The organism is Flavobacterium sp. Root935, assembly GCF_001429295.1.
Taxonomy (GTDB): Bacteria; Bacteroidota; Bacteroidia; order Flavobacteriales; family Flavobacteriaceae; genus Flavobacterium.
The window spans coordinates 962,323-982,751 of sequence record NZ_LMJL01000008.1 but is presented as its reverse complement, the minus strand read 5'-3'; the positions used below and the strand labels follow the sequence as shown (position 1 = coordinate 982,751).

The window sequence follows — 20,429 nt, the reverse complement described above, 5'->3', positions numbered from 1 at the left end:
CCTTCGTCGAAATGACAAAAGAGACGTATTACTTTGTCTTAAAGAACCTCGTAAATCCCCGCAGAACCTTGCCCAGTCCCCACACACATCGAAACGATTCCGTATTTATTACCTCTGCGTTTCATTTCATCAAATAACTGAACAGAAAGTTTTGCTCCTGTACATCCCAGCGGATGCCCTAAAGCGATTGCTCCTCCGTTTACGTTTACGATATCTGGATTTAAACCTAATTCGCGAATTACAGCCAAAGACTGAGAAGCAAAAGCCTCGTTTAATTCAACTAAGTCAATGTCTTTCAATTCTAAACCAGCTTGTTTTAAGGCTTTCGGAATTGCTTTTACTGGTCCGATACCCATAATTCTTGGCTCAACACCAGAAGAAGCGAAGTTTACAAGTCGTGCAATTGGTTCAAGATTTAATTCTTTTACCATTTCTTCGCTCATGATTAAAACGAATGCAGCACCGTCGCTCATTTGAGAAGAGTTACCCGCAGTTACACTTCCATCAGCAGCGAAAACTGGTTTTAAACCTGCTAAAGCTTCTTTAGAAGTTCCAGCTCTTGGACCTTCGTCTTTATTTACAACGTATGATTTTGTTTCTTTTTTACCATTTTCGTTGATGAAAGTCTGCTCAACAGTAATTGGAACGATCTGTTTGTCGAATTTTCCTTCTGCCTGAGCTTTCAAAGCTTTCATGTGTGAGTTGTATGCAAACTCATCTTGATCTTCTCTTGAAATTTTATATTGATTGGCAACCGCTTCAGCAGTTAAACCCATTCCCCAATAGTAATCTTCGTGACCTGCAGCAGCAACTTTATAATCCGGAGTTGGTTTGTAACCTCCCATCGGAATAAAACTCATGCTTTCTGCACCACCTGCAATGATACAATCTGCCATTCCTGATTGGATTTTAGCAGTCGCCATTCCGATAGTTTCTAGTCCAGATGCGCAGTAACGGTTTACTGTAACACCAGGAACATCTTCAACTTTTAATCCCATCAGAGAAATCAAACGTCCAACGTTCAAACCTTGTTCTGCTTCCGGCATGGCATTTCCTACCATAACGTCGTCGATACGCTTTTTATCGAAATCAGGCAGTTCGTCCATCATAAACTGAATGGTTTCTGCAGCTAATTCATCAGGTCTTTTAAATCTAAAAACACCTTTTGGAGCTTTTCCAACTGCTGTTCTGTATGCTTTTACTATATATGCTGTTTTCATTTGTTTTGTTTTTTTTAAGATTTATTAGAAGAAAGAGGCAAGAGGCAAGATTCTCTAAAGTCTTGCTTCTTGTTTCTTGCATCTTATTATCTAATTACGAAGCGGTTTTCCTTTAGTTAACATATATTGAATTCTCTCTAATGTCTTTCTCTCTGTACATAAACTCAAGAAAGCTTCACGTTCGATATCTAATAAATATTGTTCAGATACTAAAGTCGCTTCAGATAAATCACCTCCGGCCATAACGTAAGCCAGTTTGTTAGCGATTTTCTTGTCGTGTTCAGAAATGTATTTTCCAGCTTCCATTTGATCCGTTCCAACTAAGAACATTCCAAGTGCTTGTTTTCCTAAAACTTTAATATCATTTCTTCTAATTGGCTGTGTATAACCAGCTTCTGCTAATAATAAAGCATGTTTTTTAGCTTCAGCAATCTGACGATCTTTGTTTACTACAATAACATCTTTTCCGTGTTGTAAAAGTCCGGTATCAAAAGCTTCATAACCAGAAGTCGAAACTTTTGCCATTGCGATTGTTAAGAAATATTCTTGAAGAACGTTCAACTCTACATCGTTTTTACGGAATAAATCTGAAGCTCTTAAAGTCATTTCTTTAGAACCACCACCACCAGGGATAACTCCAACACCAAATTCAACTAATCCCATGTAAGTTTCTGCAGCGGCTACCACTTTATCAGCGTGTAAGCTCATTTCGCATCCACCACCGAAAGTCATTCCGTGAGGCGCTACAACAACAGGAATAGAAGAATAACGAACGCGCATCATTGTATCTTGGAACAATTTGATCGCCATGTTTAATTCGTCGTATTCTTGTTCAACTGCCATCATGAAAATCATTCCGATATTAGCCCCAACAGAGAAATTCGCTGCTTGGTTTCCAATAACTAAACCTTGATATTCTTTTTCAGATAAGTCAATTGCTTTATTGATAGCTTGTAGAACGTCGCCACCAATTGTATTCATTTTAGATTGGAATTCTAAATTCAAAATTCCGTCTCCTAAATCCTGAATGATTGCACCGCTGTTGCTCCAAACTTTTTTGCTTTCGCGAATGTTGTTTAGGATAATGAATGAATCTTGTCCAGGAACTTTTACTTGAGATTTTGTTGGGATATTATAGAAATAAGTCGCTCCTTCTTTTACAGTATAGAAACTTTCGCTTCCAGAAGCCAGCATTTCGTTAACCCATGCAGCAGGCTCTAAACCTTCTGCTTTCATGATTTCAATTCCTTTGGCAACACCAATGGCATCCCAGATTTCGAATGGACCATTTTCCCATCCAAAACCAGCTTTCATGGCATCGTCAATTTTGTATAATTCGTCTGAGATTTCAGGAATTCTGTTTGATACATAAGCAAACATTCCGGCGAAACTCTTACGGTAGAATTCTCCCGCTTTATCTGTTCCTTTCACTAAAACTTTAAAACGATTGATTGGTTTATCGATAGTTTTTGTCAGTTCAAGCGTAGCAAAATTTGCTTTTTTCGCAGCGCGGTATTCTAATGTATCTAAATCTAAAGAAAGAATATCTTTATCTACTTTTTTATAAAAACCTTGTCCTGTTTTGCTTCCTAGCCAATTGTTTTCCATCATTTTGGTAACAAATTCTGGAAGTTTGAACAATTCGTGTTGTTCATCAGTTGGGCAGTTTTCATAAATACCGTTGGCAACATGTACCAAAGTATCTAAACCAACAACGTCAACCGTACGGAAAGTAGCCGATTTTGGACGACCAATTACAGGGCCAGTCAATTTATCCACTTCTTCAATCGTTAATCCCATTTCTTTTACTAAATGGAATAAACTCTGGATTCCGTAAATACCAATTCTGTTTCCAATAAACGCCGGAGTATCTTTGGCAACAACCGAAGTTTTCCCTAAAAATTTAGATCCATATTCGTTTAAGAAATCCAACACTTCAGTTGAAGTTTTCGGACCAGGAATAATTTCAAATAATTTTAAGTAACGCGCAGGGTTAAAAAAGTGAGTTCCGCAGAAGTGCTGTTGGAAATCTTCGCTTCTTCCTTCACTCATAAAGTGAATTGGAATACCAGAAGTATTAGAAGTAACCAAAGTTCCCGGTTTACGGAATTTCTCAATTTGTTCAAAAACTAATTTTTTGATATCTAAACGTTCCACTACAACTTCGATAATCCAGTCAACATTGGCAATTTTTGCCATATCATCAGTCGTATTTCCAGTTGTGATTCGGCTAGCGAATTTTTGGCTGTAAATAGGAGAGGGTTTCGATTTTAATGAATTCGCCAAATGTTCGTTTACCACACGGTTGCGAACGGCTTTACTTTCAAGTGTTAATCCTTTTTTAGCTTCAGCTTCTGTCAGTTCGCGCGGGATAATGTCAAGAAGTAAAACTTCAACACCAATGTTAGCAAAATGACTGGCTATACCTGAACCCATAATTCCGGATCCAATTACAGCAACTTTTTTAATTGTGCGTTTCATATTTGTAAAATTTGTTTTTTTGGGTAGAATTTGAATTTTCTCTTTAAAGGAGATTATTCATTTTCTGAGTTTTCTGTATGATTGAAAATATTTTTGTCCTGAATTAATTCGTTGATAATTTCAGAAACTTCTATAAAATGCTGTAGCTTTTCGTCTGAGACATGTTTTCTAACCGTTTCATTAAATTTCAGAACTGTATTTTTAGATAAATCTCTCTTTTCTTTTCCAAATTCGGTCAGGTAAATTAATACGCCTCGGCCGTCGCTTGGGTTCTTTTTGCGAACAATTAAACCTTTTTCTTCCATAGATTTAAGTGTTCTGGTTAAGCTGGTGGCTTCCATGCCCATTCTCGGACCTAAAGCGGTTGATGGAGTTCCTTCTTCCTTGTCCATACTTAAAAGAGCAAATCCTGTTGCCATTGTAGCATCATATTTGGCAGCCTCTTCATTATACATTCTTGAAACAGCCTGCCACGTAGCTCTCAAAATATAATCTATCGTTTTGTCTTTCATAGGTAACTATATCGATTTCAAATATAATTAAAAAATACTATGCATGCATATAATTTTTTAATAAATTTTTGGTTAGTTAAAAAATATCACTGATTTAGAGTGATTTGGTGGTTTATTTATAGGGAAATATACTATTCTTTTTTTAGATTTTAACATTTTTAGTGTTGTAAAAATCTCTTTTTGGTTTTTAAATCGGATTTAATTCGATATTCTTTAAAAAATTATGCATTTATTTCAGTTGAATTTTCAGATTCGTAACGCGAAATGGCATCTTGAAGTATCTTTTTCATACGATTTCTCAGACTTTCAGGTCTTAAAATTTCCAGACAGCTTCCAAAACCTAGAAGAAGTCTTTCCATTTCATAATTTGGTATCACATATAATTGGACAATAATGCTTCCGTCTTCATTTTCCTTAATTAAACGCTGAGAAGTGTGTAAAGGTTTTGTCAATACATAAGGTGCATTTGACGCATCTACCCAAAGTTCAATTCGCCTGGCTTTTAATCCCGAATTAACCGTAACACCAATTACATCTTTATAATACATGTCGGCATCAAAATCTTCTTCTAAATAAGGATGATTAAAATCGTAGTCAATTGCAATGATTCTGTCCAAAGCCAAATTGGTAATAGGCTGTGATGCTTTTTTCTTTCCGATTAAAAACCAGCGGTTATTGAATTCCTTTAATATAAAAGGATGAAAATGAAATTTTGTTTCTTCTCTCGATTTAAAAGATTTGTACGTAATTATCAGAACCATTTTCTTTATGATAGCCTGATATATTTCATCCAGATAATGCAGCCCTTTTAGATTCTCATTTTTATCCAGATAAATTACGGGCTTGGTATGTGATTTTTCAGAATAGATTTTATCCTCCAATCGTTGTAAAATATCGGATACATCATTAAATAAAGAGAAATCCTTGAATTGTTTCAACATCGAAACGGTTTCAGTCAAAACATTCATATCGGTTTCCGTCAGCGGAATATCGGTTATCGAAAAATCTTCGTCTTCATATTTGTAATACTTTTTATCGTAAACAACAATTGGCGCATTGTATCCCAGTTTTTCACTTCGCATTAGCTGAATATCCATTTGAATCGTTCGCTTACTAATTGGATTTTGACGTCCTTCGTATTCAAATAATGCTTCAGAACAACATTCAATTAAATCTTCTAGAGTCCATTGTCTGTATCTGTTTTGCAGACATTTATCGATCGTTTTATAGCGTATTAAGGCGTTTTTATTTTGTGACATAAGAATATTTGTTTTTCGGTTTGAATTGTAGAGACGCACCGCAGTGCGTCTTACGTATTGTGGATATTCGTTGCGTAGACGCACTGCAGTGCGTCTCTACAGATATACTTTATGTTAATATTGAAATTTCCTTTTCGATATTTTGTCTCGCTTTTTCTTCGTACAAACTCCTGAATTCCTCAGTCTGAAAAATAAACTCATTTTCCAGAAAATGCTTCAATGCTTTTGCGCGTCCAGGTTTGTATAAAAAATCAGGATAAATGCTGTATTCTTTTCTAATCTGTTCAAAATAGATTTTATAAGAATCCCAATCTTTAGCAAGGATTTTTAAATCAAAATCGATTAACCAATTGATATCTTCAATTTTATTATGCTGATGTTGTTGTGTAGCGCAGATTGCATCAAAAACCAATTGTTTATTTAAGTTGACATTTTCAGGTAAAATCGACAAAGCATACTCAGCACTTTTGAGTTCGTTGTCTTTTTTTGAAGCTGAATAAACGAAATCATGATAAAAAATAGAAAATAATATTTCATTCGGATTTTGAAGCCGATTAGAATAGGTTTCAAAACCCTCAATCATTTCTTTTAAATGAGTGAGATTATGATAATGTCTTGATTTCTTGGAATATGCCTTTTCTAAACCTGTCCAGTTCTGCTGAATTTCATTTGCTGAAAAGCCAATATTGGTAAGTAATTCAGAATAGATTTTCTCTAAATTCATGTTGTTTTTTACTCAAATTTAAAATTCTTTTTTTACTGCGCAAAATAATTGCGTAGTGGTTTTGAAATCTTTGTCATGTTAAAACGAAACAGTTATGAGAGCAATTAAAATTTATTGCAAAGAATGTGAAATTGAGTTGACTTCAGAATTAATCGAAATTTCGGAAAAAGATTTATGTTGGGAAGATAACAAGGATATAATGCCGAAAAATTCTTTTTCAATTCTAGTTAATAAACAAACAAATAATAAGTCTTTATTAGTTGGCTTGTATGATTATAATTTAAAAGACCATCCTGATAAAACACGATTTTATGGATGTTGTGGAAGTGATGGTTCTCACGGTTTAAATAAACTGTGCTTAAATGATCATGAAGTTGCGACAGAAGTTTCAGATTGTTGGACAGGTTGTTACATTGAATTTGACATTAATAAGGTTACAGTTAAAGATGAAAATTTAGAATAAATTTTAACTACGCAAAATAACTGCGCACTAGTTTTAAAATCTTTGTTCAGAAATAAAAACAAACGTTCATAGAAATAAAAAAAAGAATAAAACAGGTCAAGTTGGAGTTACTTCGAAACACTTTCCACGTACACACTTACACCATTACCTTTTTATTCTACTATTATATGGGACAGTAGCTCAGCGGTTAGAGCAGGTAGTTTTGAAATTATCCTTAAAAGGTCAATCAAAACTTACTTCGTACACTTTTAATGTCCGGGTCGTGGGTTCGAATCCCACCTGTTCCACTATTAATGGTCAATTAAAACTTACTTCAGAAAATTGGTACTCCGGTTCGAGTCCGGCAAGTTTTAAAATCATCATTAATAAAAATAGAGGGTCAAGATTAACTTACTTCTTCCAATCCGATAATTTGTTAGTTAATCCATTACACTTCAATTTCAGGTCAAGTGTTTCTTACTTCAAAATCTTTTAGGTAGAACTCAGAAACGCAATTATCTAAATTTTAAAAATTAAAAAAAATGAAAACAAGAGAATTATTAAAAATCAGTTTACGTCAAAATGCCATTTTCATTCCATCAGAAATGATTTCGAATGATATTAAAAATTTATCAGGAACTACTTCAGTTTTGTTAGCCAATGTTTCTAAACTTGGATTTACATTTTCCGAATCGTTATTGCACGCTTTAAACAACGTAAACCCAAATTATAAAGTAGAAGTTTTAGAAGTGCTGAGAGAAGTTTTAGGAACAGATAAAAACTGGACGCCTTTAGTGAAAGAATGGAATATCCCAACGGGAGAATCTGTTGTAGATCATATTATCACGTATTTCGGAAATGTTTTTAAAACAAAAAACGGAACAACTTTACAATGCGGACATGTTATCCCAGATAATACTTTTCCATTAGAAAGATACAACGGTTGCCCGTTCTGTGGAACTCCATTTGAATTTGGAAAAATCGAAAATTTCGGTCAGGGAAGCAAATTGAAAGTGCTTGAATTGTGGACAGAAAAAGATTTAAACGATTTCTATATCTCATTATTGCAGTCAAAAACGGCTTTGGACGCTACTCAGGTAGATAGTTTAAAAATGGCGATGCAAAATTTGCTTTTGCCAAAAGTTGATGTTGCAATGAAGGAAACTTTAATGCTTGTGATCGATCTTTTGATTGAAAACGGTAAAGAAGCCGAAGCATCTCAATTTTTAAAAACTCCAACTGATATCTTAAGATATTTATGGTATAAAAATACTGGAATGCTGCAGACTATCGAACCAAAAACGATTGTCAAAAGAGCGACTAAAAATGGTCAGCATTTTCATAATTCTTTGGATACAAGTGCGCAGGCTAGAATTGCATCTGCAAAAGATTTGAAACTTAAATATTCAAGAAAAGAATGTTTAATGGTAGCAAACTGGTTAAACAATATGAACATGGACGTTGAAGCCATGTGCGAAATTATGCATCCAAAAAGAGGAATGTGGGTTCGTTTTATTCGAGCGCTTCGTTTGGCAGAATACAGCAAAAGAAAAGGGTTTGAGAAATTGAACTTTTTAATGGATGTGTTCTACAACCAAGTGTATGATGTTTGGCAAAGCAAAGTAGACTCATCAAGATTGAAATTTGATGCCGATAAAACATTTACGTTATTAAAACAACGTCCGGGATTGTTTGCACGTTCGTTATTTTCGAATATGTTATGGTTTGGGGCAGAAGAAACGATTGCCCATTTTGAAGAAATCATCGATAAAGTTCCGGCTCGATTGGTGTTTACTTTAAATATGTATGCGCAAAATTACTTTGATAAAAACATGCAGAGAAGTGTGAAACCTTTGGGTGGCACAAACAAAAGAATCGAACCAAACGGTTTATTGAAATTGTATGATGATGTTCAGTTGGAAGCAATGAAAAACCAGATCGAAGAATTGTGTCTTTTGGCCATGAAAAAACGATTTGCAAAAATTGAGAACACCAACAAAACAATGTATATCGATCCGCAGTTGTTTAATATTCCGGTTTCTATAGGAGATCGAAGCGAAACCGTTCAGGATTTGCCGGTTGCTTTAATGGGAACACGTTTCCCAGTTGAAGGTAGCGAAGTGCGATTGTTTATGCAATGGGGGAAAGATTTGCCAGCACAGCATTTAGATATGGATTTGAGCTGTCATATCGCTTACGAAGACCGTTCAGATATTTGTTCTTTCAGCCGATTGACTACAACTGGTTGCCAGCATAGTGGTGATATCAGAAGTATTCCGAATAAAATTGGAACGGCCGAATATATCAACATCAACATCGACGAATTGGCGAAGGCCAAAGCTAAATTTGTAACTTTTACTTGTAATGCGTACAGCAACGGAAGTATTACGCCAAATTTAATTGTTGGTTGGATGAACAGTAAACACCCGATGAAAATTTCGGAGAAAACGGGTGTAGCATACGATCCGTCGTGTGTAGATCATCAGGTTCGTGTGACGCAGAATGTTGCCAAAGGTTTGGTTTTTGGAGTGTTGGATGTAGCCAAAAGAGAAATCGTTTGGTTAGAGATGACTTTCGGAGGTCAGGTTGTAGGCGGTTTGGATTTCAAAGGCGTTCAGGCGTTATTATCAAAACTAAACAGCAAATTGAATATTGGTAGTTTGTTACAGCTTAAAGCGGAAGCTCAAGGCTTAACAATCACCGAAGATCAAAATGCCGATGAGATGTATACAGCGCAATGGGCAATGAATCCAGCGGTGGTTACGCAATTATTAGTGGATTAGGTTTAATTAAGGTACAAAGAGGCAAAGGTTCAGAGGGACAAAGGTTTTGTAGAGGCGTACTGCTGTGCGTCTCCGCAAAGTTTGGTAAATTTAATCTCGCAGAGACGCCCAGTTTTTTCTGCGCAATTGTCATTTCGACGAAGGAGAAATCTCCACAAGAAGCTCGACAAAGATTGGACTCACGTTGCGGAGTTGCTTGCGAAGATTTCTCTCCCGAAGTCTCGGGATCGAAATGACAAAAAATGAGAAAAAAAAATCATTTTAATCCTCATAATCTGTGGCTTAAAAAATAAAATCTTAGCGACTTTGCGAGAAATAAAAAAACTGCGCAAAATAATTGCGCAGTACTAAACCACCTTTGTACTATCAAAATAAAACAAGTAATGAAAACACAAATAAACGGTACAGATATATTAGAATTAGGATTCCCAGAAGGAAAAATAATTGGGATTGCCTTAAAAATAAACAGCAAAAGAAACGGATTCACAAGAGACGAAATGATTGCCAATTTCAAAAACGTCTTAGAAACTCCGGAGAATTATATAGACGATAAAATCTTCAGCAAACTGGCTGTTGCTTTAATCGAAAAATCGAATGAAAAACCAGAAGATTTTATTGCTTTAAATCAGAATCCGAATGCGTATTCGGCTTACGGATTAGATCATATCGAAGACGGAGCCAGAAAACAAATGGAAGTGGCCATGAAATTGCCGGTTACGGTTGCAGGAGCTTTAATGCCAGACGCACACCAAGGTTACGGACTGCCGATTGGCGGAGTTTTAGCCACAAAAAATGCCATTATTCCGTATGGTGTTGGGGTTGATATTGGGTGTAGAATGGCGTTGTCGGTTTATGATATTCCTGAGGATTTTTACTTTGAAAATGAAGCCAAATTCAAAAAAGAATTAATTGCCAATTCTATTTTTGGAGCAGGTCACGGTTTTCACGGTCAGTACAAATCGGATCATGCGGTTTTGGAGAACGATACATTTAACATGAATCCGTTTGTGAAGAATTTGAAAGATAAAGCCTGGTCACAATTAGGATCTTCGGGTGGTGGAAATCACTTTGTGGAATTCGGAATCATGGAATTTGCGCAAGACGATGCGGTTTTGAATATCCCAAAAGGAAAATATGTCGCTTTGTTAACGCATTCTGGTTCGCGCGGAATGGGTGCCACAATTGCGGGACATTATACTAAAATTGCCAAAGACGAATGTAAACTTCCCGAAGTGGCCAAAAACTTAGCGTATCTGGATATGAACTCACAATTGGGTCAGGAATACTGGATGGCGATGAATTTGGCGGGCGATTATGCTTCGGCTTGTCACGAGATTATTCATAACAAAATGGAACGCGCTTTGGGTGCGACGATTTTAGCCAAAGTCGAAAACCACCATAATTTTGCGTGGAAAGAAATCTGGAATGGCGAAGAAGTGATCGTGCATAGAAAAGGAGCAACTCCAGCAGGAAAAGGCGTTATGGGAATCATTCCGGGAAGTATGACCGCGCCAGGATTTTTGGTGAGAGGAAAAGGCGAGGAGAACGCCATTAATTCGGCTTCACACGGAGCAGGACGACAAATGAGCAGGACCCAAGCTATAAAAAACATTACCAAAACAGAGATGAAATCTATCCTTCAAGATCATGGCGTTACGCTTATTGGTGCAGGTCTGGACGAAGCCCCAATGGCGTATAAAGATATCAACCAAGTGATGGAAGCACAACAGGATTTGGTTGATGTGGTTGCGAAGTTTACACCGAAATTGGTGAGAATGGCAGATGACGGAAGCCGTGAAGACTAGTATTTTTGAGATACTGAGGTTCTAAGATGCTAAGATTCTAAGTTTTCTCATCACAGCGATTTCTCTCATTTTATGTCATTTCGATCCCGAGGCTTCGGGAGAGAAATCTCCACGAGAAACTCTACAAAGATTAAACTCACGTTGCGGAGCTACTTGTGGAGATTTCTCTCCCGAAGCCTCGGGATCGAAATGACAAATATTACGCTTAAAAAATAATAATAACCACACCAAAGAATAGAAAACTTTGTGCCTTAGCGCCTTAGTGGCAAAAACAAAAAAGAAATGAAAACATACATAGATATCGGAATTAATTTGACCAACAAACAATTCCAAAACGACATAGACGATGTCGTACAAGACGCGCTCGACGCCGACGTATCGCAGATGATACTCACGGGCACAAGCGTACGAAACAGCGAAGCTTCATTAGAAATCGCAAAACAATATCCGGGAATATTATATTCGACGGCTGGAATTCATCCGCATGATGCGAAGAGTTTTGATGAAAAAAGCATTTCACGACTGCGGAATTTATTAAAGCAGAAACAAGTCGTTTCGGTTGGGGAATGCGGACTCGATTTTGATCGTGACTTTTCGCCCAGAAAGAAACAGGAAGAATGTTATAAAGCCCAATTAGAATTGGCAATCGAAGTACAGAAATCTTTGTTTTTGCACGAAAGAGCCGCTTTTGACAGCTTTATGAATATCACCAAAGACTATTTACCGCAATTGCCAAAAGCCGTTGTGCATTGTTTTACGGGTACGCTGCAAGAAGCCAAAACCTATCTCGATAACGGATTTTATCTGGGTTTTACGGGAGCGATTTCAGATGCCAAACGTTTCAGCCATTTAAAAGAAGTCATTCAGTACGTACCGCTCGACCGAATGATGATCGAAACCGATGCGCCGTTTATGCTTCCTAAAAATGTCCCGAACAGCCTTTTGAAAAAATACCAGGAACGCCGTTGCGAACCAGCTTTTTTACCGTATGTTGCCGGAACAATTGCACAGTTTAAAGGAATTGCTTTGGATAAGGTTGCGGAGGAAACGACGAGGAATGCTAAGGATTTTTTTAAGATTTAGCATTTTTGCCACGAAGATACAAAGGCACAATGTTAAAAGTAAAAAAAACTTTGTATCCTAGTGCCTTAGCGGCAAAAAAGTTGGCTTTTAAATCAGGTATATTTACTGAGTTTAAAGGCTTTTAATTTATATTTGATAACAATCATGAAAGAAAAAATACTTCAAAAATTAAAAGAAATAGAAATACAGAAAAATGTAGAAATACTTTTTGCTGTAGAATCAGGAAGTCGTGCATGGGGATTTGCTTCTCCGGACAGCGATTATGATATCCGTTTTATATACAAACACAAACCTGAATATTATTTATCACTTTGGGAAAAACCTGATGTAATAGAGTTTATGACTGAAGATGATCTTGACGGCTCTGGCTGGGACTTACGGAAATCTGTAAAGTTATTAGCAAAATCTAATGCACCTTTGATCGAGTGGTTGTTTTCACCAATAGTGTATTTCCAAAATGATGATTTTGTAAAACAAATGCAGAAATTGGCTTTAGAATGTTTCTCGCCAATAGCGGTTTTACATCACTATTTAGGAACGACAAAAAACTTTATGGAAGTATGCGAAATTCACGAAGTAAAACTTAAAAGTTATTTTTACGCTTTAAGAACTGCTTTAGCTGGAAAATGGATTATAGAAAATAATACTTTTCCGCCAATAGTTTTTACAGATTTATTGCCAATTGCACCGAAAAATATACAAGAAAAAATATTGGAACTGCAAGAAATAAAAGTCACTCACGATGAAAAATATCTACATCGAAAAGAAAACTTGATTACTGATTTTTTATTGGAAACGGTAAAATTTAATCAAGAAAATGCATATAAACTACGAAGTGGAAATAAATTGAGTGAGGAGTTAGATTTGTTTTTTAGAAGAGAAATTTTAAATTAAAATCATTGTTTTTAAATATCCATTGTGTTATGTTAAAGTATTTACTATTACCAATTAGTTTTCTTTGTTTAACAACTGTTTCTTCTCAAAGTTTAAAAGAAATAAATTCTATTGAAGAGGCAGAGAATTTTGTTAAATTGAATCCAAAAGCTGAAATTACTACTTTCGAAATTAGTACTGATAGTCTCGATTATTATAAAAATAGATTTCTAGAAAAAGATATGATACATAAAGATCGAATTGTAAAAACAGAATCTATTGTTTCAATGAGAGTGAGTTATATTTATTTAGATGGCAGTAAGTTAAATGTTAATGTTATTAATAAAAAAAGGCAAGAGATTATCAAATCGTATAAAAACGGCAAATCGTTTGGAGAACTAGCTGTTATTTACAATATGGATGGTAATATTAATAAAGGTGATTTAGGATGGTTTAATGAAGGAATTATGCATAAGACTTTTGAAGATGCAATTAAAAATCATAAAAAAAATGATCTGTTTGAAGTCGATATTCCTGAAAATAAATGGTACTATGTTGTTTTGAAGACCTATAATGATTATCCTAAATCAATTCTTTACATTTTGAGCTTAACTGAATAAAATAATAAATAATCTATGACTATCCAAGATATAAAATCTCAAAACCTTATCCTTTTCGAAGTTATTTCAGGAAGCAAGTCTTTTGGGTTAAATACGCCAACATCGGATACAGATATTAAAGGTGTTTATTATCTTCCTAAAGAAAAATTCTTTGGATTAAATTATATTCCGCAGATTAGTAACGAGACTAATGATGAGGTTTATTATGAAATTGGTCGTTTTGTAGAATTATTGCTTAAAAATAATCCAAATATCTTGGAGATTTTGGCTTCGCCTGATGATTGTATTTTATACAAACATCCTTTAATGGAGAAATTAAAGATAGAAGATTTTCTTTCGAAACTCTGTAAAGATTCTTTTGCGGGTTATGCTGTAACACAAATAAAAAAGGCAAGAGGTTTGAACAAAAAAATTGTAAATCCGTTACCAAAAGAAAAGAAAAGGCTTTTGGATTTTTGTTATGTTTTAAAGGGTTATGAAACTATTCCACTATTAGAGTTTCTACAAGAAAACAATTGGAATCAGGAACAGATTGGTTTAGTAAATCTTCCTAATTCAAGAGGAATGTTTGCCATGTTTTATGACGAAAAGAAGTCTTTAGGTTATAAAGGAATTATTCAGAAAACAAATTCTAATGAAGTTTCACTTTCATCAATTCCAAAAAACGAAAAGCTGATTGGTTATTTGTCTTGCAATCAAGATGGTTATTCAAAATATTGCAAAGAATACACTGAATATTGGAACTGGATTGAAAAAAGAAACGATGATCGTTATAACACGAATCAGCAGCACGGAAAGAATTATGACAGTAAAAATATGATGCATACAATTCGCCTTTTGCAAACTGCTGAACAAATTCTTTCCACAGGAAAATTGAATATTCGTGTTTCAAATCGGGCTGATTTATTAGATATAAAAGCTGGAAATAAAGAATATGATGATTTACTTGAAATGGCAGACAATTTAATTGCTTCAATAGAAAGTCATTATCTAACTTCCAATCTTCCTGATAAACCAGATCAAGATATGGTACTTCAAAGCTTAATTGAAATTAGAGAACAATTATATCAGTAATTTCTATCTTTGTTTTCAAACTTTGATTCAGTATTATAATCTAAACAACAATAAAAAAAGTAAGTTTTTTCTTTCTTTTTTAAATAAAAGCATATCTTTGTTCTCGACAAAACATTTTATCGGCAATCGAGAACTTTGAAACTTTATAAGTTAACATAAGCGAAGCCCTCATTCACGTTGCTGGAGCTAGTGATAGCCCTAATCTCATTCGATAAGAATGTTTTGTCACAACCGAAGATGAGGGTTTCGTGCGTTTAATATTTTCAGAAAATGACAAAAGAAAATCAAAAACCAACACATCGTGATGTAGTGCCATCCGTAATTAATTTCCTTTCAGACGAATTGTTTGAGGGAGATTACAAAGAACAGCCCATGTATTTGCAGGAAATCTTCGAGATTTTAATGCATACAGAGTTTGGCGACGATATCAATTTAAGGCAAAAAATACTGAGCTGTTTAAGAACCAGCCGTAATCTGGCGGAAACCTTATCGCCATTTTCGGAGAAGCAGATTTATAAGGCTTGTGCCAGTAATAGATAATAACATAAAATCAAAACTCTGCAAGCTTGGTATTGCAGGGTTTGAAAGATGTATTGATAAAAACTTTATCTTTGAACTTTAAACTTCATGAAAAATGAATTACAAAATATCATTTCAGGAAAGAGCCAAGTTAGGCATGGAAATTCTATCCAAACAATCTCCCGTTACCTTAGAGAAAGCGAGAGCGCAAGCAGAGCGCTTAAGTCAAGCAAGCAAATCAAAAGTGAAGAAACAGCGTTAATAAAACAATTCTGCGATCGAAATAGTTTTTGGATTACATACATAAATATTCATGCTTTTATATCTTCAGGTGCAGAGCAAAAAGTTTATCTTCAGAACAAGCATAAAGTAATCAAGCTTAATGATAGTATATATTATGAATCTTGGAAAGATTATTTCAATAATTTGTTGCTGAACAATTATTTCTTTCCAGATACTGCATATCAATTAATTGGATTTTATGAACAAGCAGAAGTACTTTATGCTGTAGTGGAACAAAAATTTGTTCAATCTGATAGTGCAACAGAATTAGAGAATGTGAAACATTTTTTAAACTCAAACGGTTTTGTTAATACTAGAAATAATGACTATTTTAATGATGAATTAGGTATTATTCTTGAAGATTTACATGATGAAAATGTTCTGACTTTTTATAATAATTTATTTTTCATTGATACAGTTTTCTATCTTACGGATCAATTTTACCAACTTTAATTTGTTATAAAAAAATATATTTTAAATATATTTTGTTAAATTAATCTAAAATATACTACATTTGTATCTGTAATTAATAAACAGAAAAATACATATGATACTTTCAATTAAATCAAGTTTTGAACTTTTAGCAGGAGATTTTCCCGCTGAGATGGCAGGACGCTATATGTATTTTTATGAAAGTGAAATGTAATTTTAGAGTGTAACTCATCATAAAATATAAAAAGCGTCCTAATTCGGGACGCTTTTTTTGTTTAAAAGCATTTTTCCCGAAGTCTCGGGACGCTCAGTATGACAATGAAATTGTTCAAACGTGATAACAAAATGATAAAGAAAACAAACCAGAACTAAAAAAAACTAAAAAAATATTTAACCAATATGTTTAATGATTAATCAAAATAGAGAGATATAGTCTTGGAAAGTAATCTGATGAGTAACAGTCATTTGATATAAAATAGAGATCTGCACCAGTTTGCGGACAGGAATTTCTTTGTCTTAATTTTTCATGTAACTAATTGATAGTCAGAAAAATAATCTTAAAAAATATTTGGAAATATGATTTTTTCCATCATATCTTTGCCAGACAAAATCGAAACAATGAGTTTCAGAAAAACAACAACAACAATTAAAAAATAAATAAAATGAGTTTTAAATTATACATACACAACCCAGGATTAGTAGCCGCGCCTTCGGAGCGTGAATGCTTTTACATGTTGGTGCATCAATATAGGCAATAAGATAGTTATATCGTATTTGTTATGAAGCACCTTATAATTGGGTGCTTTTTTTTGTTGAGGTGCAAAGGTTCAAAGGTACAGAGGTACAAAGGTTTGAAAACTTAGCAACTCAGTCTCGAAGCTTCGGGATAGAAAATTAAAGAAGTACGCAAAATAAATGCTCAGGGCGATTGTAATATTTGTTCGTAAAGAAATCGTCGCGACGTAAAAAATTTAGTTTAATAATAAAAATTTAAGGATGAATCAAAAAAGTGGACTTAGGTCGGATCATAGTGATCAAACAGAAACAGTGGAGTTTAGCGAGTCGTCATATGCCTCAAGTAAAAAAATGGATTTGAAACTGATTAACCTATGGAATGAAAGGGTGAATTTTAGGGAGATTATATATATCATTTAGAGATATTTCTCTGGTAGAGCAAGGGTGCTTTTAACTTTTGTGATATTGGATTTCCCAGAAAAACCTTCGATTTCCTGAGATTCCCAAGAATTGCAAAAAAAAAAAATACCATGCAAAACAATACATTAGAAAAATACAAAAAAGCAATTAGAAAAAAATACGAGACCGAAAAAGAAGGTAAATACTTTGATTATTTGTACAAACCTTCTCGCGGACAACTTCGTGATTTGTGCTGGCTGATTTTCGAAAATAACCCAACAAAAGATGATTTGAATGTTTTCAGTAATCTATTGGGCTTAGATTTCGATCATAGTAAAAAGAATAAATTTAAGGAGAAAAAAGATAAGTTTAGACCTATCGAGACTTTCTTTAAAGGTGAAACAGATCCGTCAAACATTGATGCTATAAATATGGCTGCAATTTTGGTTGATTTCGAGCCGCGTCCTTTCAAAAAGTTTTACGAAAATTCTAAAACTGAGGAAATAAAACCAGTGAAACGAATGGAGAAAGCTAAAGAAGTTTTGAAAAAGAAAAGTGCTGCGAAAAAAGAGAAGCATGAAAAAAAGTCTAAGAAAAGAAGTTTCTTTCTAGATTTTAAAAGCATGTTCTTCTAGGTTTCTAGCCACTCCCGATAGCGATCGGGATAAAGGATTAAAAAGATTATACAAAATCTTCTAAATCTGCGTGAAATTAATCTTAGCGTTCTTAGCGGTTAAAAAAACAATTATTAAAAAATTAAAAAAATGAAAACAACAGATAAAATTATTATTATCGATTTAGAAGCCACATGCTGGCAGAGTGCAGTCCCACAAGGACAGGAAAATGAAATTATCGAAATCGGGTTAGCGGTTTTAGATACGCAAACGGGAGAAATTACGAAGAATCAAGGTATTCTGATCAGGCCCCAGCTTTCGAGTGTGAGTCTGTTTTGTACAGAGTTAACTACTATAACTCAAGATTTGCTGGATAAAAATGGAGTTCTTTTTGAGGAAGCCGTGAATCAGTTAATCGACCAATACAACCCCGATTTATATACTTGGGCAAGTTACGGTCAGTACGACTTAAATATGCTTAAAAAGCAGTGTAAATCGTTTGGAGTGACGTATCCGATGGCTGATGAACATATTAATGTGAAAACCCATTTTGCCGAAAAGTTTGGATTAGTAAAACCAACCGGAATGAATGGTGCACTTGAATTATTGAATATTCCGCTGGAAGGAACCCATCACCGCGGTATTGATGATGCCAAAAACATCGCGAAGATTTTGCGTTGGTGTCTTCAAAATTAAAAACGGCTGTCAAAATTATCGACAGCCGTTTTCTTTTTGGTTATATTATTCTGATTTAATTCTGACCATAAATTTTAGCATACAGATCTTTATAAATCTCTTTGATGATTTTACGTTTTAATTTCAGCGTAGGAGTCAATTGTCCTCCGTCGATAGACCAAACATCTGGCGTAAGTTCAAAACGTTTGATTTGTTCCCAGTGTCCGAATTTTTTATTGATTTCTTCCACTTCACTATCAATACGTTTAATTACTTCTGGATTTTCGCTGATTTCTTTATCTGTGCTTCCTAATGTAATTTTATGAATTTTAGCCCATTCTTTTACAAATTCAAAGTTTGGCTGAATAAAAGCTGCAGGCATTTTTTCGCCTTCACCAACAACCATAATCTGCTCAATAAAACGAGATTGTTTCATGGCATTTTCGATCATTTGCGGTGCAATATATTTACCTCCAGAAGTTTTGAACATTTCTTTCTTACGATCGGTAATTTTTAAGAAACCTTCGCTGTCAATTTCACCGATATCTCCTGTGTGGAAATAACCGTCTTGTAAAGCTTCAGCCGTTTTTTCAGGATCTTTGAAATAGCCTAACATTACGTTTGGTCCTTTACAAAGAATTTCTCCGTCTTCGGCAATTTTAACTTCTATGTTGCGGATTGGTTTTCCAACGGTTCCAATTTTAAAACCTTTGTTTCTTTGATCGTTTACAGCGATTACCGGAGATGTTTCAGATAAACCGTAACCTTCCATAACCGGAATTTCTGCAGCAGCAAAAACTCTTGTTAAACGAGGCTGTAAAGCCGCACTTCCAGAAACCATTAAATCCAGGTTTCCGCCCAAACCTTCTTTCCATTTACTGAAAATAAGTTTGCGGGCAATTTTTAATTGGAATTCATACCAAAATCCGTTTGCTCCGTATGGCTCATATTTTAAACCTAAATCAATAGCCCAGAAAAATAGTTTTTTCTTAATGCCGGTTAATTCAGCACCTTTAGCATAAATTTTATCGTAAACCTTCTCCAAAAGTCTTGGAACAGCTGTAATAACTGTTGGACGAACTTCTTTTAAGTTATCACTAATTTTATCAATAGATTCGCCAAAATAAACCGAAACACCATAATATTGATAGATGTACAAAATCATTCTTTCAAAAATATGACAGATTGGTAAGAAGCTTAAAGCAGTACTTTTTCCGGCATCAAAAGGAATTCTTGGTGCACTGTCTAAAACATTTGAAACAATATTTTTGTGCGAAAGCATAACACCTTTTGGTTTTCCTGTCGTTCCAGAAGTATAAATAATAGTCGCTAAATCGTCTGTTTTAATGCTGTCTTTTATAGCTTCAACTTCGTTTTGGTTGCTTTCGTCTTCTCCTGCTAATAATAGATCAGACCAATGTTTGCAGCCTGGAATTTCATTAAAAGAATAAACCTCTTTTAAAGTTGGTACATTCGCTCTAATAGCCTGTACTTTTTGATATACTTCATCATCAGAAACAAAGCAGTAAATACTGCCGCTGTGGTTTAAAATATATTCGTAATCTTCCTCAGCAATAGTTGGATAAATAGGAACATTCTGAGCACCAGTCTGCAAAATACCAATATCCATGATATTCCATTCGGTTCTGTTATTTGAAGTAATTAAGGCAATTTTATCATCTTTCTTAACGCCCATGCGCAATAATGCTCTTGAAACAGCATTTGCTTTTGCAATATATTCCTGGCTAGATGTTTTTTCCCAGACTCCATTTTTTTTGGTTGCAAGAGCAACTGGGAGGTTGTAAGTTTCTTGTTGATAATAGGGAAAATCAAAAAGGCGTGTGATTGAAACCATGTTTAATATATTGAATTTTACTGCAAATTAAATAAAATTTAG

17 protein-coding genes and 1 tRNA gene are annotated in these 20,429 nt (G+C 34.6%); 12 read left to right on the top strand and 6 right to left on the bottom strand.

The window, feature by feature from the left end; genetic code table 11:
- Positions 1–38: 38 nt before the first annotated feature.
- The 5 genes from ASE40_RS09405 to ASE40_RS09385 form a co-directional block, all read right to left on the bottom strand.
- Positions 39–1,220: a thiolase family protein gene (locus ASE40_RS09405; RefSeq protein WP_057116689.1), complete on the bottom strand. Its 1,182-nt coding sequence runs from the start codon at positions 1,218–1,220 to the stop codon at positions 39–41.
- 90 nt (positions 1,221–1,310) lie between these two features.
- Complete coding sequence (locus ASE40_RS09400) at positions 1,311–3,701, bottom strand: 3-hydroxyacyl-CoA dehydrogenase/enoyl-CoA hydratase family protein (protein WP_057116688.1); 2,391 nt, start codon at positions 3,699–3,701, stop codon at positions 1,311–1,313.
- A 53-nt stretch (positions 3,702–3,754) separates the two neighbouring features.
- Complete coding sequence (locus tag ASE40_RS09395) at positions 3,755–4,213, bottom strand: MarR family winged helix-turn-helix transcriptional regulator (RefSeq protein ID WP_057116687.1); 459 nt, start codon at positions 4,211–4,213, stop codon at positions 3,755–3,757.
- Positions 4,214–4,434: 221 nt separating this feature from the next.
- Positions 4,435–5,472 carry a helix-turn-helix transcriptional regulator gene (locus ASE40_RS09390; RefSeq protein WP_057116686.1) on the bottom strand — a complete coding sequence of 346 codons (1,038 nt, stop codon included), beginning with the start codon at positions 5,470–5,472 and terminating at the stop codon, positions 4,435–4,437.
- A gap of 109 nt (positions 5,473–5,581) precedes the next feature.
- Positions 5,582–6,196 carry a hypothetical protein gene (locus ASE40_RS09385; RefSeq protein ID WP_057116685.1) on the bottom strand — a complete coding sequence of 205 codons (615 nt, stop codon included), beginning with the start codon at positions 6,194–6,196 and terminating at the stop codon, positions 5,582–5,584.
- A 94-nt stretch (positions 6,197–6,290) separates the two neighbouring features.
- Here ASE40_RS09385 and ASE40_RS09380 point away from each other — a divergent pair, with 94 nt between their 5' ends.
- The 12 genes from ASE40_RS09380 to ASE40_RS09330 all read left to right on the top strand — a co-directional run bounded on the left by ASE40_RS09380 (position 6,291) and on the right by ASE40_RS09330 (position 18,553).
- Positions 6,291–6,659: a hypothetical protein gene (locus ASE40_RS09380; protein WP_057116684.1), complete on the top strand. Its 369-nt coding sequence runs from the start codon at positions 6,291–6,293 to the stop codon at positions 6,657–6,659.
- Between the two features lie 169 nt (positions 6,660–6,828).
- Positions 6,829–6,946, top strand: a tRNA-OTHER gene (locus tag ASE40_RS22015).
- 234 nt (positions 6,947–7,180) lie between these two features.
- Positions 7,181–9,421 carry a hypothetical protein gene (locus tag ASE40_RS09375; RefSeq protein WP_057116683.1) on the top strand — a complete coding sequence of 747 codons (2,241 nt, stop codon included), beginning with the start codon at positions 7,181–7,183 and terminating at the stop codon, positions 9,419–9,421.
- Between the two features lie 383 nt (positions 9,422–9,804).
- Entirely contained in the window at positions 9,805–11,226 is a 1,422-nt protein-coding gene (locus ASE40_RS09370) for an RtcB family protein (RefSeq protein WP_057116682.1), read from the top strand.
- 282 nt (positions 11,227–11,508) lie between these two features.
- A complete protein-coding gene (locus ASE40_RS09365) occupies positions 11,509–12,309 on the top strand; it encodes a TatD family hydrolase (protein ID WP_057116681.1) in 801 nt (266 codons plus the stop codon).
- 144 nt (positions 12,310–12,453) lie between these two features.
- The gene (locus ASE40_RS09360; RefSeq protein WP_057116680.1) at positions 12,454–13,203 is read left to right on the top strand and encodes a DNA polymerase beta superfamily protein; all 750 of its coding nucleotides are present in this window, start codon (positions 12,454–12,456) and stop codon (positions 13,201–13,203) included.
- Between the two features lie 29 nt (positions 13,204–13,232).
- A complete protein-coding gene (locus tag ASE40_RS09355) occupies positions 13,233–13,802 on the top strand; it encodes a peptidylprolyl isomerase (RefSeq protein WP_057116679.1) in 570 nt (189 codons plus the stop codon).
- 15 nt (positions 13,803–13,817) lie between these two features.
- Positions 13,818–14,876, top strand: a complete 1,059-nt coding sequence (locus ASE40_RS09350) for a DNA polymerase beta superfamily protein (protein WP_057116678.1) — start codon at positions 13,818–13,820, stop codon at positions 14,874–14,876.
- A gap of 270 nt (positions 14,877–15,146) precedes the next feature.
- Entirely contained in the window at positions 15,147–15,416 is a 270-nt protein-coding gene (locus tag ASE40_RS09345) for a hypothetical protein (RefSeq protein ID WP_057116677.1), read from the top strand.
- 87 nt (positions 15,417–15,503) lie between these two features.
- Positions 15,504–16,130 (top strand): hypothetical protein, encoded by a 627-nt coding sequence (locus tag ASE40_RS09340; protein ID WP_057116676.1) that lies wholly within the window; start codon positions 15,504–15,506, stop codon positions 16,128–16,130.
- A 1,244-nt stretch (positions 16,131–17,374) separates the two neighbouring features.
- Positions 17,375–17,878 (top strand): hypothetical protein, encoded by a 504-nt coding sequence (locus ASE40_RS09335; RefSeq protein ID WP_057116675.1) that lies wholly within the window; start codon positions 17,375–17,377, stop codon positions 17,876–17,878.
- Positions 17,879–18,007: 129 nt separating this feature from the next.
- A complete protein-coding gene (locus ASE40_RS09330; RefSeq protein WP_057116674.1) occupies positions 18,008–18,553 on the top strand; it encodes a 3'-5' exonuclease in 546 nt (181 codons plus the stop codon).
- A 55-nt stretch (positions 18,554–18,608) separates the two neighbouring features.
- On the opposite strand, the gene ASE40_RS09325 is transcribed toward ASE40_RS09330, so the two are convergent.
- Positions 18,609–20,387, bottom strand: coding sequence for an AMP-dependent synthetase/ligase (locus ASE40_RS09325; protein ID WP_057116673.1), 1,779 nt, complete (start codon positions 20,385–20,387; stop codon positions 18,609–18,611).
- Positions 20,388–20,429 lie beyond the last annotated feature (42 nt).